General features: G+C 41.5%; 12 protein-coding genes and 2 pseudogenes. 8 read left to right on the forward strand and 6 right to left on the reverse strand.

The genetic code is table 11. From position 1 onward, the window contains the following. Positions 1 to 427: 427 nt before the first annotated feature. The 4 genes from PGRAN_RS11775 to yugI all read right to left on the reverse strand — a co-directional run bounded on the left by PGRAN_RS11775 (position 428) and on the right by yugI (position 3,663). Positions 428 to 1,186: a DeoR/GlpR family DNA-binding transcription regulator gene (locus tag PGRAN_RS11775; protein ID WP_036067312.1), complete on the reverse strand. Its 759-nt coding sequence runs from the start codon at positions 1,184 to 1,186 to the stop codon at positions 428 to 430. A 105-nt stretch (positions 1,187 to 1,291) separates the two neighbouring features. After that, the gene (locus tag PGRAN_RS11780) at positions 1,292 to 2,641 is read right to left on the reverse strand and encodes a glucose-6-phosphate isomerase (protein WP_036067313.1); all 1,350 of its coding nucleotides are present in this window, start codon (positions 2,639 to 2,641) and stop codon (positions 1,292 to 1,294) included. An 82-nt stretch (positions 2,642 to 2,723) separates the two neighbouring features. Then, on the reverse strand, positions 2,724 to 3,137 hold the full coding sequence (locus PGRAN_RS11785; RefSeq protein ID WP_036067314.1) for an NUDIX hydrolase: 414 nt from the start codon (positions 3,135 to 3,137) through the stop codon (positions 2,724 to 2,726). 163 nt (positions 3,138 to 3,300) lie between these two features. Next, positions 3,301 to 3,663, reverse strand: a complete 363-nt coding sequence (gene yugI, locus PGRAN_RS11790) for a S1 domain-containing post-transcriptional regulator GSP13 (protein WP_036067315.1) — start codon at positions 3,661 to 3,663, stop codon at positions 3,301 to 3,303. 148 nt (positions 3,664 to 3,811) lie between these two features. On the opposite strand from yugI, the gene PGRAN_RS11795 reads away from it, so the two are divergent. The 3 genes from PGRAN_RS11795 (at position 3,812) to PGRAN_RS11805 (ending at position 6,826) form a co-directional block, all read left to right on the forward strand. Then, positions 3,812 to 4,972 (forward strand): MalY/PatB family protein, encoded by a 1,161-nt coding sequence (locus tag PGRAN_RS11795; protein ID WP_036067316.1) that lies wholly within the window; start codon positions 3,812 to 3,814, stop codon positions 4,970 to 4,972. A gap of 73 nt (positions 4,973 to 5,045) precedes the next feature. Further along, positions 5,046 to 6,146 (forward strand): ABC transporter permease, encoded by a 1,101-nt coding sequence (locus PGRAN_RS11800; RefSeq protein WP_036067317.1) that lies wholly within the window; start codon positions 5,046 to 5,048, stop codon positions 6,144 to 6,146. Further along, a complete protein-coding gene (locus tag PGRAN_RS11805; protein ID WP_036067318.1) occupies positions 6,146 to 6,826 on the forward strand; it encodes an ABC transporter ATP-binding protein in 681 nt (226 codons plus the stop codon). Before PGRAN_RS11800 ends, PGRAN_RS11805 begins: the two co-directional genes overlap by 1 nt. A gap of 161 nt (positions 6,827 to 6,987) precedes the next feature. Here the strand turns inward: PGRAN_RS11805 and PGRAN_RS11810 are convergent, their stop codons facing one another. Both PGRAN_RS11810 and PGRAN_RS11815 read right to left on the reverse strand, forming a co-directional pair. After that, positions 6,988 to 7,296, reverse strand: coding sequence for a PTS sugar transporter subunit IIB (locus tag PGRAN_RS11810; protein WP_036067319.1), 309 nt, complete (start codon positions 7,294 to 7,296; stop codon positions 6,988 to 6,990). Positions 7,297 to 7,537: 241 nt separating this feature from the next. After that, the gene (locus tag PGRAN_RS11815) at positions 7,538 to 8,125 is read right to left on the reverse strand and encodes a peptidylprolyl isomerase (protein ID WP_036067320.1); all 588 of its coding nucleotides are present in this window, start codon (positions 8,123 to 8,125) and stop codon (positions 7,538 to 7,540) included. Between the two features lie 235 nt (positions 8,126 to 8,360). Here PGRAN_RS11815 and PGRAN_RS11820 point away from each other — a divergent pair. The 5 genes and pseudogenes from PGRAN_RS11820 to PGRAN_RS11840 all read left to right on the forward strand — a co-directional run bounded on the left by PGRAN_RS11820 (position 8,361) and on the right by PGRAN_RS11840 (position 14,546). Continuing rightward, a pseudogene (locus PGRAN_RS11820) lies at positions 8,361 to 9,570 on the forward strand (lmo2377 family MFS transporter). A gap of 334 nt (positions 9,571 to 9,904) precedes the next feature. After that, positions 9,905 to 12,313, forward strand: coding sequence for a Na+/H+ antiporter subunit A (locus tag PGRAN_RS11825; RefSeq protein WP_036067321.1), 2,409 nt, complete (start codon positions 9,905 to 9,907; stop codon positions 12,311 to 12,313). Next, positions 12,300 to 12,722: a Na(+)/H(+) antiporter subunit B gene (locus tag PGRAN_RS11830; protein WP_036067322.1), complete on the forward strand. Its 423-nt coding sequence runs from the start codon at positions 12,300 to 12,302 to the stop codon at positions 12,720 to 12,722. The genes PGRAN_RS11825 and PGRAN_RS11830 overlap by 14 nt, the downstream gene beginning before the upstream one ends. Next, positions 12,723 to 13,069, forward strand: a pseudogene (locus PGRAN_RS16635) (Na(+)/H(+) antiporter subunit C). Continuing rightward, entirely contained in the window at positions 13,062 to 14,546 is a 1,485-nt protein-coding gene (locus PGRAN_RS11840) for a Na+/H+ antiporter subunit D (protein WP_149024058.1), read from the forward strand. Before PGRAN_RS16635 ends, PGRAN_RS11840 begins: the two are co-directional and overlap by 8 nt. Positions 14,547 to 14,548 lie beyond the last annotated feature (2 nt).

Raw genomic sequence — 14,548 nt, forward strand, 5'->3', positions numbered from 1 at the left:
TACCGTGAATAAGATCCTTGCGTCAAATTGACTTCGCTAGCAAATAATTTTACTAGTATTACTTGTGGAAATAGCTCTCTATTTCCGTCCTGTGATTCTTACCCGAAAACATTGCTGTCTTCTTGGTTTTATCTTTGTTTCTGTTCAGTTTTCAAAGAGCAATCTCTCGTTCGCTTTCATCTAGCAGCGACCTTCTTATAGTATCACTAGGGCTAATCTTTGTCAACACTTTTCATCTTCTTTTTGAATAAAAGTTTAAATGTTAATTTCGGATCACATTTACTATAAAGTGCTTGATAATCCTTTACTATTAGCGGTTTTTTTGATCTCATATAAGAGGCACGATAATTAGAATACCATGTATATTACACAAACGCAATAGTATTTTGCAAATTTATTTATAAATATTTATTTACTTGCATATTCTTTAGGTTGTATGGATAATAACGCCCTGCTCTAAAAAGCGAGCCTTTAATGAAGAATCTAATTCATTTCCTGTTATTATGCTCGTGATATCACCAAAATCGGCGTATTTATACAACGAGATTCTTCCAAACTTAGTGTGGTCTGTTACTAGGAATACTTCTGTTGCAGAGTGTAACATTTGGACTTTTGCTGGTACTAGGTACTCATCGTAATGCATGAGGCCTTTTTCTAGATCGATTGCTGGTGTCGTGACAAATGCTTTATGGACGTGAAGATTGCGCAGTGTTTCTTCTGTGATCATACCGTTTAACATATAAGTTGCGGGATATAGAACGCCACCCGTGATAATGACTTTGATAGAGGAGTGCCGCAAAATTGCCGCTACATTGATGTCATTCGTAATTACGGTCAATTTGGTGCGATCCTTGATAGCTCTTGCGATGTGCCCTGTCGTTGTGCCTGAATCAAGTATGATCGTGTCTCCTTCTTCGATAAGTGATGAAGCATAGGAGGCAACGCGTTGTTTCTCTTCATACTGTACTTCTTCTCTTTTTTGAAAGTCAGGTTCAGAGATAATCTTTTCTTCGATCATGACACCGCCGTGTGTTCGTTTTAGTTTTTGCTCGTTTTCTAGCGTATTTAGGTCTCTACGAATGGTGACTTCATGAACTTGAAAGTGGCGAGCCAATTCGCTTACACTTACAATTCTTTTGTTTTTCACGTAATTTAAGATCGCTTGTTTGCGCTCAATGGAAAGCATCTTTTTCTCCCTTCTCGCTGTAAAATTTGCTAAACCTCTATTTCCAAAATAAAAAATCTGCGTGGCACTTCCGGATTATTGGAGGTTTCACGCAGATCTGTCGTATTATTTCAAACGTTTTTCGAGTTCTGCCTTCATTTCTTCATAGCCAGGTTTACCTAACAAGGCAAACATGTTGGCTTTATAAGCTTCTACACCAGGTTGGTCAAATGGATTAACCCCATTTAAGTAACCACTTACGCCAACTGCGATTTCAAAGAAGTATACTAGATAGCCGAATGAATAGGCATCAAGTGTCGGCACTTCTACAACGAAATTCGGGACATCGCCGTCTGTATGTGCTAATAAGGTCCCTTGGAAAGCTTTATCATTTACGTAGTCTACCGTTTCGCCAGCAAGGTAGTTCAGACCATCCAGATCGTTATCTTCTTTATTGATTGTGATTTCATGACGGGCTTTGCTCACTTTAACTACCGTTTCAAAAATGTTACGGCGCCCTTCTTGAATGTATTGACCAAGTGAGTGTAAATCCGTGGAGAAGTTAGCGCTGGACGGGTAGATTCCTTTTTGGTCTTTCCCTTCGCTTTCGCCAAACAATTGTTTCCACCACTCGTTGAAATATTGTAGACCTGGCTCATAGTTGATAAGTAATTCTGTGACTTTGCCTTTACGATATAGTACATTGCGGGCTGCTGCGTATTGATAGGCAATGTTTTTAGATAGCTCAGGACTACTGAAGTCAGCACGTGCTGCGTCAGCACCTTTCATCATTGCTTCAATATCTACGTCACTTGCTGCGATTGGTAGTAAGCCGACTGCAGTTAAGACAGAGAAACGACCACCGACATCATCCGGTACAACAAATGTTTCGTATCCTTCTGAGTTCGATAACTCTTTTAAGGCACCTTTGGCTTTGTCCGTTGTTGCATAAATACGCGACTTCGCTTCTTCTTTGCCATATTTCTTCTCTAAAAGTTCTTTGAAAACACGGAATGCGATCGCTGGTTCCGTTGTTGTTCCTGATTTTGAGATAACGTTAACAGAGAAATCTTTGCCATCAATCACGTCAATGAGGTCATGCAAATAGCTAGAACTGATGCTGTTTCCTGCAAAAAAGACTTGCGGCGCTTGGCGTTTTTCTTTGTCTAATACGTTGTAGAATGCATGGTTTAGCGTCTCAATCGCCGCACGGGCACCAAGATATGATCCGCCAATACCGATGACAATCAGAACTTCAGAATCTGCTTTGATTTTGGCTGCCGCTTTTTGAATGCGAGTAAATTCTTCTTTATCGTAATCACGAGGTAAGTTGATCCATCCTAAATATTCGTTACCTGCGCCAGTGCCATTATGTAGTGCCTCATGCGCCGCTGTGACAGCTGGTTGTAAATAGTCGATTTCGTGTTGCTCGAAAAATTTCAATGCGTTTGAATAATCAAATTGAATATGTGTCATCATTTTCCCTCCAAATTATTAGTGCATATTTATAGTACCTACTTTATATCAACTGTCCTCATTTAGCAAGAATAGTGCCGTCTTAGTTCTCTTGTGGCAATATATACGGAACTCCGCTTTCTAACACAAGTTTATTTAGCGCGACGTCTTGTTCTTGTAGCAGGTCATCTGCTTGTGGAATCGAGGTCCACCGCGCATGAAAAACGCTGTCATCTTTTTCAACGGTTAAAAAATCACCAGTCGCTGTTGCTTTGTAGACAAATAGGCAAACATGCTCCCATGCAGTTCTGCGTTCCTTCACGTAAAGCAAACTGTCAATTTGGCAATCGACATCGGTTTGTTGTTTTACTTTTGAAATCAGTGCTTGTTCTAGTGTTTGATCCGTTTCTACTCTGCCACCTGGGAACGCCCATTTTAAATCGCGATTTTTCACGAGTAGAATATCATCCTTTTTTTCATTATAAATAAACCCCTTTACTAACAAAACCCTTTTCATGAACAAACCTCCCTTAAGATCTTATATTTAAAATTATCTAAAAATTCAAACCCGCAGAACAATCATTAACTATGTTGTCTAAAATGTTTGTTAATTAAAATTAGAAAGCCTTATGATTAGGAAACTCCCAGTGAAGCGAAGTCTCCATAGGCTCTCATGATTATTACTTATCTGCTTTGTCTACCCATTCCTGTAGCTTGTCACGCAATGTGTTGAAGCCTTCGTCTGGACCTGATGACATTTGTTGTGGTGCGCGCTTTGGTTCTTGTTTTGTTTTAGCTGGCGCTTCTTCTGTTGCGCGGATAGATAGGCCGATTTTATTTGTTTCACTATTGATTTCTAAAATTTTGACTTTTACCTCTTGACCTACTTCTAGAAATTCATGTACATCCTTTACAAATCCGTGATGGATTTCTGAAATGTGTACCAATCCTTGTGTCTTGTCATCCAATGCAACAAATGCGCCGTAGCCTTGAATGCCAGCCACCTTCCCTGTAATAATATCGCCAACTTTAAATTCACTCATCACATACCCTACTTTCTCACTTTCAATAATTACAAATTATATCACTACGCCTTTAAATACACAATTATTAGATTTGATTCGTTCATCGTTTCGCATGAGATTATGATACAATGGGACTGAAATGTGTATTTTCAAGGAGGATTTTGTGATGAGTCATTTTGATGAAGTAATCCCGCGTATTGGGACAAACAGCGAGAAATGGGACGATGTAAAAAATTTATTTGGAACGGAAAATGTGATTCCGATGTGGGTTGCGGACATGGATTTCAGCCCGCCTTATGCTGTTCATCAAGCTTTTCAAAAGTTGCTGGATCATGGGATTTTAGGCTATTCGATGACGCCTCCTGGACTAAAGCCTAGTATTATAAATTGGTTGGCTACGCGGCATCATTATCAGGTCGATGAATCGGATATTTTTCTAAATGCTGCGGTTGTTCCTTCTATATCTATGGCGATCCGTTCCTTGACGCAAAAGGGGGATGCGGTTTTGATGCATTCGCCTGTGTATCACCCGTTTTTCTTGGTGACTGCGCAAACAGAGCGAGTTGTTACTTTGACGCCACTCGTTTATGAAGATGGTATGTATCAAGTGGACTGGGCGGATTTTGAGGAAAAGATTCAACATGTGGAGTTGTTTATTCTTTGTAATCCGCATAATCCTGGTTGTCGTAGTTGGACCCCTGTGGAGCTTGCAAAAATGGTGGCGCTTTGTGAGCGTTATGGTGTGCCGATTATTTCGGATGAGATTCATTCGGACTTGACGATGCCTGATGTGACGCATACGCCGCTTGCTATCGCTGCTCCTGATTATGAGGCACAAATCGTTACATTGATGGCACCAACAAAGACTTTCAACTTGGCTGGAATGAAGGCCTCTTTCTTTATTACGACAAATCCTGAATTCCAGAAAAAATTTGATTATGAGGCGAAATATACGTCGCGCCCAGAGCTTAACTCTTTTGGAGCAGTTGGAATGGAGGCGGCTTACCGAGATGGCGCTTCATGGGTGGACGAATTGCGCGATTATATTTTCGCGAACTATCAATATACAAAGGCCGAGATCGAGACGCATTGTCCGCTAGTCGGCGTAACAAAGCTTGAGGCTACATATTTAATGTGGTTGGATTGCCGAGCATTAGACCTAGATGACAAAACACTCTATCAAAATTTAATTGATGCCGGTGTCGGTGTTCAAATGGGTTCTGATTTTGGTGTCGCAGGTTCCGGTTTTGTTCGTTTAAATATTGCTTGTCCGAAAGAAACACTGCAAAAAGGTGTTGCTTGCTTGATAAACGGCTTGCAGAAATGATGATGGTCGGTTTTTCACGATTTATTTGTTATACTTAGTATAGAAATTTAAAAGACAAGGAGTTGGGGAATATATGTTTTTAGGACTTCGTGAATTGCTTTATTCGAAGTTACGTTATTTTTTAGTAACGGGGATTATGATTTTGATTGTCTTATTATCCTTATTTTTATCGGGGCTCGCGAATGGTTTGGCGTATGATAATGCTTCTTCGATCGCAAACAAGGATGTGCCGTATTATGTTTTAGCTAAAGATGCGCAAGGTAAAGTGGAACGTTCGCTTTTCCCTGAATCAGATTTAGCTGGGATTAAAGATGGTAAAAATGTGAAAGATGCTGCGGTTCTTGGTCAATCGATGCAGACGCTAAAACGCGCGGATGATGGTAAGAAATTCAGTATGGCAGTCTTCGCGATTACGCCAGGTAGTTTTTTGGAGCCAAAAGTGACGTCTGGTTCACAGATGAGCGTGACAAAACCGGATGGCGTTATTTTAGACGCCTCGCTAAAAGGTGATTTAAAAGTCGGCGATGTGCTAGAAGACGATATTTTAAATAAACAAATGACGGTGATTGGTTTTGCGAAAGATCAGAAATATAGCCATGCTCCAGTTGTTTATATGAATATGGCGGTTTGGCAGTCCATAAATCCAAGCCTTTACCACCAAAAAATCCCGCAAACGAGTACTGTCGCTATCCTTGCTAAGGACGCGGATAAAGATGTTTCTATCGGCAATAAAGATTTGACGGTCATTTCGCATAAAGACTTCCTAGATCAGATACCTGGTTATTCCGCGGAGCAAATGACGCTAAACATGATGATCTTCTTCTTGATCGTGATCGGTGGCTTCATTTTGACAGCTTTCTTCTATATTATGACATTACAGAAAACAGGCCAATTCGGTATTTTGAAGGCGCTTGGAACGAAAACGAGTTACCTTGTGATGAGTGTTGTCTCGCAGGTCATATTGATTTCGGTTATCAGTATCGGGATTAGTATCGCTGCGACGGCTGGCCTTTCAACCATCATGCCTGACGCGATGCCGTTTCGCTTAACTGGCTGGACGATGACGCTTTACAGTCTCCTATTTTTCGCCGTAGCAGTTATCGGTTCGCTTTTATCACTCATCAAAATTGCTAAAGTAGACGCGCTGGACGCGATTCGGGGAGGCGATCAATAATGACAGCTCTTTTAAAATTTGAAAATGTAACAAAAACGTATCCATCCGGGCCAACGACGATTCACGCATTGCGCGAAACCAACTTCGAAGCTAATGCTGGGGAATTGATTGCAATTGTTGGACCTTCTGGCTCTGGTAAAAGTACCTTTTTATCGTTAGCCGGGGCGCTACTCACGCCAACATCTGGAAAAATTGCCATCAACGGTAAAGTCATTAGTGATCTTTCAAAAAAAGCGCAGACGGAATTACGTCTATCGGAAGTCGGATTCATTTTCCAGGCAGCGCATCTTGTTCCCTATTTGAAAGCACAGCAACAACTTGAGTTTATCGGCAAATTAGCTGGGCAAGAAAAACAGGATGTAGCAAAGAAAAGTGAAGCCTTGCTTACACAGCTTGGACTCGGTGATCGCTTGCATTTTTATCCGAAAGATTTATCTGGTGGGGAAAAACAACGGGTGGCGATTGCGCGCTCGCTGATTAATGAACCAGCTGTGATTTTAGCGGATGAGCCTACAGCGAGTCTTGATTCTACTCGTGGTCGTGAAGTGGTGGAGTTGCTTCGGGCTGAAGTGAAGGATCAACAACGTGCGGTCATTATGGTAACACACGATGAGCGGATGCTTGATATGTGCCATCACGTTTATCGGATGCTTGATGGTATTTTAACAAAAGATATATAGATCGCAACAAAGCGATACGCCTCACTACCAAATGAGATGTATCGCTTTTTTGTTTATGAAGTAATCTGACTGAATTCGTCCATCTTTATTTTAAAAGCGCAAAAAAAAGCTGGAATCAAGATTGGCGAATGCCTTTCTCAACTCCAGCTTCGATTCATTTATTATTCGCCCATCAATTTTAGAGCGTGATCAAGCACTTTCTCACCGTTCATTGTACCGTAAGCTGTCATGTCGATAACATCCACTGGAACACCTTTTGGTTCAGCCAATTTATCAACCGTTGATTTTTGGTAACGAACTTGAGGGCCAAGCAATACAACGTCCGCTGTATCAATAAGTCCATTGATTTCAGAGATAGAATACGCAGCAATTGTCGCTTCTAATCCCTTTGCTTCTGCTGCTTTTTGCATTTTTGTTACTAATAAACTTGTAGACATTCCTGCCGCACATACTAATACGATATTTTTCATCAAAAATCTTTCCTTTCGATTTTAGGGTGGCTTACTTTTGCTATACGTATATTATACCACTATACAGCGTTTACACAAGATTGAACTCTGCACGCGCGCCGAGAAACGCTCATTTGCGTCGTTAAAAGCTCTGTTCCGATGCTCTCGTACACAAATACGCTCCGCTTCGGTACTCGCTTTTGCCTAGGAACTAAGCATTTCTCGGCACGCGTGGGTTTGGTTGAACAAGTCTGGGTGCTTTTTATAGGATGGTGATTTTGTCGATGGTTACGTCGTGGACTGGTTTATCTTGGGCACCTACGCTTACGGACTGTATTTCGTCTACTACGCCCATGCCTTCTACTACCTGGCCGAATACTGTGTGGCGTCCGTCTAAATGAGGGGTTCCGCCTGCTTTGTACGCTTCGATTACTTCATCTGGGAATCCTGCGCCTTCCATTTGTTTTGCCATCTGTGGGTGCAAATTCTTATTTGTAACGATGAAAAATTGGCTACCATTTGTTCCTGGGCCTGCGTTTGCCATGGATAGGGCTCCGCGCATATTGAATGCGTTTGGTGAGAATTCGTCTTCGAATGGTTCTCCCCAAATGCTTTCGCCGCCGTAGCCTGCACCTTCTGGATCGCCACCTTGAATCATGAAATCAGCAATAACACGGTGGAAAATGATACCTTCATAGTAGCCGTTTTCTGCGTGTGTTAGGAAGTTTTCTACTGCTTTGGGTGCGATTTCTGGGAATAGCTTGATTTTGATTGTCCCACGGTTTGTTTCCATCGCGATTAATTTTTCGTTCGCTGCTACTTCTTTTGTTAATTGTGGATAGTATGTCATTTTTTAAATCTCCTTTTTTACTTTTAGTTGACTGCTCTTATTTAAACCAGATTATGAGTAGGTTCACAAATACAGCGAGTACATATATACATAATAAACTAGCCGCGCCCCAAATAACAATTTTTTTGACCATGGTGCCTCCTCTTTCTTAGAGCGTTTATTTTTATTTCTACACTTCTTTATTCTATAATGTAATTAGCTTTTTGGAAACTAATAAGGAATAGAGATGGTTTTTATGTCAGTAAAAAAACGGAATTTATACATTTTAATGGTAGCAAATTTGTTGATTTCGGCCAGTACGACGATGATTATGCCTTTCTTGTCGCTGTACATTGAAACATTTGGAGATTATAGTGAGGCCTATGTGCAACGCTGGGCTGGGTATATTTTTGGGGTGACTTTTTTTAGTTGCTTTTATTTTTTCACCGATCTGGGGACGAATTGGAGATAAGTACGGCTTTAAGAAAATTTTGATGTTTACGGCTTTTGGGATGAGTCTTAGTATTTTCCTCATGGGTTATGCTCATTCTGTTACATACATGATGATTTTGCGGATTTTCATGGGGATTGTGACTGGATTTATTGGGATTTCGAATGCCTTTATTGCGCGACAAACGGATCGAAATGAGGCTGGAAAAGTGCTTGGGACATTGCAGCTCGGTGGTGTGACGGGGATGCTATTTGGTCCGCTACTCGGTGGGGCTCTGGCCGACTTTTTCGGATTTTCCAGTACGTTTATTATTACGGGGATCGCGATCTTTATTGCCGCACTGCTTGTCACGTTTGGCTTAAAAGAAGTTCGGCCAGATTTAGCAGATGCAAAAAAAGTAACTTATTCACGCCGAGAAGTCTTGAAGCATATCTTCCAATTGCGGGTTTTGACGATGGTCATGATTATTTCATTGCTCATTCAGGTGGCAAATTTTAGTGTGCAACCGCTTCTAGCACTTTATGTTGGGGAGTTGACGCATACAGATAATGTGGCATTACTTTCAGGACTTGCTTTTTCTGCGGCTGGCTTCGGGAACTTGGTGATGACGCGAAAATGGGGTCAGCTCGGCGATAAGTATGGCTATGAGAAAATTTTGAACATCTTGCTCATTTTAGCGGCCTTATTTGTTTTGCCACAAGCTTTTGTGCCCAACTTATGGTTGTTTATCCTATTCCGCTTTTTATTCGGGATTGCAATCGGCGGAATGGTTCCTTGTGCAACGGCGTATATTCGATTGGCTGCACCTGGTCAGATGCAAGGCGAGATGCTTGGATATAACCAAAGTGCACGCTTTCTCGGGAACGTCATCGGTCCAATTCTCGGCGGTACGATGGCAGGTTTTATAGGGATGAGTAATGTGTTTGTTTTTACGAGCTTCATGTTTGTCGTCGCGTTTGTATTGCTGTGGTTTAGTTTGAAGTCTGACCGAAAACGTCATGTGAATGTGGATTAATTTATTCTTTTTTTACAGATCAGTAATCTTTTTTTTATTATTTTATTTTTCAGCTTTCTTCATATTTATAGAATTCGAAAAATATCATCTGTTTCACACGCTAATCAAGTTTCTCCCCTTTTTTTCATGCAAATAAGTATGCTATAATAAAAATTGTGGCAAACAACGCGTGTTCCATGTCTTCATTTACAAATCTAGACATCTCCACGAACACAGAATCACACCCTATTTTTAATCTTCGGGTTTTCATGTTTAAGCTTTACATAAGCTTTTATCCATAATCGTGATGTTTCGTCATATTTAAAATTATATCTTCATCAAGGAGGGAGAACGTTTGTCATTTCTACACCTCGCCATTTTCTTGCCATTTCTCATGGCTATGTTAATTCCCATTTTTTATAGGTGGACCAAACAACTGCATACTGGATGGATCGTATTGCCGATTCCTGTCATTTTATTTATATATTTTTTGACGTTTATTCCGCAGACGATGGATGGGGTCGTTACACAAACGATGCCTTGGATTCCATCACTTGGTATTAATTTTACCGTCGTTGTTGATGGACTTAGCTTATTATTTGCTTTGCTGATTACAGGGATTGGGTCGCTCGTCACGTTTTACTCTATTTTCTACTTAGGTAAAAAGAAGGAGCGTTTAAACAATTTTTATGCATTTTTGTTTATTTTTATGACTGCGATGCTCGGCGTTGTGCTGAGTGATAATTTAGTTGTATTGTATTTATTCTGGGAGATGACTTCGATTAGCTCATTCCTATTGATTGGATACTGGTATCATCGGGAAAGATCGCGTTATGGCGCGCGAAAGTCGTTACTTATTACTGTATTCGGGGGCTTGATGCTACTCGGTGGCATTCTATTATTGCACGTGATTACTGGCTCGTTCTCGTTACGGGAAATTATTTCGGAGGCGGCGCTTGTTCAGAATAGTTCGCTCTTTATTCCGGCCATGATCTTTATTCTGCTCGGAGCGTTTACAAAATCGGCGCAAGTACCATTTCACATTTGGTTGCCGGATGCAATGGAAGCTCCGACGCCGGTCAGTGCGTATTTGCATTCTGCGACGATGGTCAAGGCTGGTATTTATTTAGTCGCTCGGTTTACGCCTCTTTTTGCGGTGTCGGGGGCTTGGTTTTGGACGATCTCGCTTGTTGGGATTGTGACGCTATTCTGGGGTTCGATTACAGCAACGAAAAAACAAGATTTGAAAGCAATTTTAGCGTATTCGACAATTAGTCAACTTGGGTTAATTATGACGCTACTCGGAGTTGGGGCGGCTGCACTTCATTTCGATTCTTGGAGTGATGAAATTTATATTGGTGCGCTTGTGGCTGCTGTGTTCCATCTGTTTAACCACGCCACGTTTAAAGGTAGTTTGTTCATGATGGTCGGTATTGTCGATCATGAGACAGGGACGCGTGATATTAAGCGTCTTGGTGGTTTGATGCGAATTATGCCGATTACAGCTACGATTGCCTTTATTGGAACGTTTGCAATGGCTGGTTTGCCACCGTTTAATGGCTTTTTGAGTAAGGAAATGTTTTTCCAAAGCATGGTCGATGTGACGTCGCTTAATCTGTTCCAGGCCGAAACGTGGGGAGTTATACTTCCTGTCATCGCATGGATTGGGAGCATCTTCACCTTTGTTTATAGCATGATTATTTTCTTCAAAACCTTTGGTGGTAAATTCAAACCGCATTTGTTACCTAAGAAACCACATGAAGCTCCTATTGGATTATTACTACCACCGATGATTCTAGCGGTACTCGTTGTGATTACAGGGATTTTCCCGAATCTCATCGCAAAACCGCTACTAGAGCCTGCGGTAAAATCGATTATGCCATCACTTTATGGAACGGATTATTCGATTCACATTAGTTTCTGGCATGGTTTGACGATGGCGCTATGGATGACATTTGGTGTAATTATTCTTGGTATCTTACTTTATAAAACAGCAACTTGGTGGAAACCGTTTATCACAGAGAAAGTTCCGGCGTTTTTCCGCTGGGGCAAGGCGTATGACAATAGTCTGTACTACATGGAACAAGGCTCATATCGCTTTACATTATGGGTGATGACGGGGTGGCTACGAACGTATTTGAACTATATGTTGACGGCTTTCATTATTTTGATGTTAGGTACAATATTTATGACAGATGCGCTAAATTTCGATATTTCGACGATTTCGCGTGTGACGATGATGGACTATGTTTTAGTGTTTGTCGTGATGGTAACGCTAGTTGGTATTGTATTTTCAAAATCACGTATTACCTCGATTATTTTGCTTGGGGCGATGGGCTACACCATTAGTATCTTCTTCATCGTGGCCAGAGCGCCTGACCTTGCTTTGACTCAACTCGTGATTGAAACGATTTCTGTTGTTCTATATCTGTTAGTCTTCTATCACTTGCCACAGTTTAGTAATATTGAGGAAAAGCCGAAATGGCTCTCTGTCAAGACGTTTATTAGTGTCGGTGTCGGTTTAGTCGTCTTCTTGATTTCACTTTCAGCCTATGACACGACATTTTACGACTCGATTTCGCAGTACTACATTGACAACACGTATACAAAAGCGGCTGGGAAAAATATCGTCAACGTGATTCTCGTCGATTTCCGTGGCTTTGATACGTTGTTTGAAACGGCCGTGCTTGCGATTGCATCTATTGGTATTTTTGGAATGATAAAATTACGGTTAGCTAGGAGGGAAAAAAATGAAAACAAATGACGTGTTGTTGCGTAATGTCACTAAAGTTGTTGTCTTTATTATTTTCCTGTTCTCGCTGCATCTGTTTCTAGCTGGGCATTATAATCCTGGCGGTGGGTTTGTCGCTGGCCTCATTTCGGCAGGCGCAGTCACGCTGACACTGATTGCTTACGATACGCAAACCGTGAAAAGTATGTTAAACATTAATACAATCATGATGACTGGTGTTGGTTTATTATTTGCGGTTGGCACCGGCATGATTGGTATTATTTCTGGTGATCCATTTTTGACGCATAAATTTGGTCATGTGGATTTGCCGATTATTGGAGACACTTCGCTTCACACGGCGACGATTTTTGACCTAGGTGTTTACTTGGTCGTTGTTGGTGTGACGCTGACGATAATTCAGTCGATTGGGGAGAGTGACTAAATGGAACTATTGATGTCAATATTAATTGGACTCATGTTTATGGCCGCCACCTACCTCATTCTTTCAAAAAGTTTGTTGCGTATTATTCTTGGGACGGCGATCTTAAGTCATGGTGTCAACTTGCTCATCTTGACGATGGGCGGCCTGAAAAAAGGGAAAGCCCCTCTGCTGGATACACCAGGCTCCCAGCTTACAATGATCCTTTGCCTCAAGCCCTGATTCTAACGGCGATTGTTATCAGTTTTGGTGTGACGGCGTTCTTCCTCGTTCTTGCTTATCGGGCCTATCAAGAGCTCGATAGCGAAAGCGTTTCTAAGACAAGGGGGCATGAAGCTGATGATGAGTAATCTTGTTTTAATGCCAATCCTAATTCCGTTTTTTGGAGCGATTTTCTTGATGCTCTTACCACGAAAAGTGATGGTGCAACGGACGATCGCCCTGATTACAAGCGTCGTACTTATTTTGGCTAATATTTACCTCGTTTATTACGTCTATCAAAATGGCATTGTGGCTGTGACGCTTGGTAATTGGCCCGCACCGTTCGGTATTTCGATTGTCGGTGATATGCTAGCTATCTTGCTAGTGACAACGACGAGTTTGATTCTGTTCAGCACACTTCTTTATTCGTTCTATTCTATCGGAAAACCACGCGAACGCTTTTTATATTATCCATCGGTGCTATTCATGATTGTAGGTGTCAACGGTTCCTTTTTGACCGGCGATATTTTTAACTTGTTTGTATTCTTTGAAGTGATGTTGATGGCCTCTTACGTCTTGCTCGTTTTAGGTGGGACAAAGGTTCAGCTGAAGGCAACCGTGAAATATTTGTTGATCAACGTGATTGGCTCGGCATTTCTTGTTATGGCAATCGCTCTGCTCTACTCGATGATCGGTACGCTTAATATGGCGGATATTTCGCAAAAGATCGCCAACATTCATGGCGGAAATACCGGAATGATAACAGTTGTTGCTGTGCTGTTCTTGTTTGTATTCGGGCTAAAAGCAGGGATTTTTCCACTTTACTTCTGGTTACCAGGTTCCTATTTTGCACCACCAATTCCTGTACTTGCATTGTTTGGTGGACTGCTTACAAAAGTCGGCGTCTATGCAATTATTCGTGTCTACACGCTGTTCTTCTATAACGAAACTAGCTTTGCGCTTCCACTCCTGTCCACACTTGCTATAATCACAATTGTGCTCGGCGTGATTGGAGCGATTAGTTATTACGATATGAAAACAATCATGATTTATAATATTTTGATCGCGGTCGGTGTGATTTTATTTAGCGTCTCACTCATGACCCGCGAAGCCATGACTGGTGCCATCTTCTATCTCATTCATGACATGCTGATTAAAGGAACGCTTTTCCTTGTCATCGGGGTTATTATCGCCATCACAGGCTTTTCGAGTATCAAAAGATTCAGTGGCTTGATGAGCGTGAAACCATCGCTTGGCTGGACGTTCTTTATTGGCGCGCTCGGTTTAGCTGGTATTCCGCCACTCAGCGGTTTTATCGGCAAACTACTAATTGTCGAAGGCGCGTTTGCTGTACAGCATTACGTTGGTGGCATCATCGTGTTACTTTCTAGCCTATTCGTTCTCCTTTCGATGATTAAGATTTTCTCCAAAGGGTTCTGGGGCGAGAAAAAAGGCACGTTTACATTAGATATTCCATACCGAAAAATGATGGTACCCGTCTTGATTTTACTCGCGATTTCCGTCGCTTATGGTATCTTTTCAGAAGGTATGTACCCGCTTATTGACAAAGCGGTTGATCCATTAGTTGACCCATCGATTTATATTCAAGCGGTACTGGGGGAGTGATG

This window comes from Listeria grandensis FSL F6-0971 (assembly GCF_000525835.1).
In the GTDB taxonomy this organism is placed as follows: Bacteria; Bacillota; Bacilli; order Lactobacillales; family Listeriaceae; genus Listeria_A; species Listeria_A grandensis.

Bases quoted from the DNA above. Each gene is read 5' to 3' on its own strand.
- PGRAN_RS11780 (WP_036067313.1), bottom strand. From the start codon at position 2,641: ATGACACATATTCAATTTGATTATTCAAACGCATTGAAATTTTTCGAG.
- PGRAN_RS11815 (WP_036067320.1), bottom strand. From the start codon at position 8,125: ATGACATACTATCCACAATTAACAAAAGAAGTAGCAGCGAACGAAAAA.
- PGRAN_RS11840 (WP_149024058.1), top strand. From the start codon at position 13,062: ATGAGTAATCTTGTTTTAATGCCAATCCTAATTCCGTTTTTTGGAGCG.
- PGRAN_RS11830 (WP_036067322.1), top strand. From the start codon at position 12,300: ATGAAAACAAATGACGTGTTGTTGCGTAATGTCACTAAAGTTGTTGTC.
- PGRAN_RS11775 (WP_036067312.1), bottom strand. From the start codon at position 1,186: ATGCTTTCCATTGAGCGCAAACAAGCGATCTTAAATTACGTGAAAAAC.
- PGRAN_RS11800 (WP_036067317.1), top strand. From the start codon at position 5,046: ATGTTTTTAGGACTTCGTGAATTGCTTTATTCGAAGTTACGTTATTTT.
- PGRAN_RS11795 (WP_036067316.1), top strand. From the start codon at position 3,812: ATGAGTCATTTTGATGAAGTAATCCCGCGTATTGGGACAAACAGCGAG.
- yugI (WP_036067315.1), bottom strand. From the start codon at position 3,663: ATGAGTGAATTTAAAGTTGGCGATATTATTACAGGGAAGGTGGCTGGC.
- PGRAN_RS11805 (WP_036067318.1), top strand. From the start codon at position 6,146: ATGACAGCTCTTTTAAAATTTGAAAATGTAACAAAAACGTATCCATCC.
- PGRAN_RS11810 (WP_036067319.1), bottom strand. From the start codon at position 7,296: ATGAAAAATATCGTATTAGTATGTGCGGCAGGAATGTCTACAAGTTTA.
- PGRAN_RS11785 (WP_036067314.1), bottom strand. From the start codon at position 3,137: ATGAAAAGGGTTTTGTTAGTAAAGGGGTTTATTTATAATGAAAAAAAG.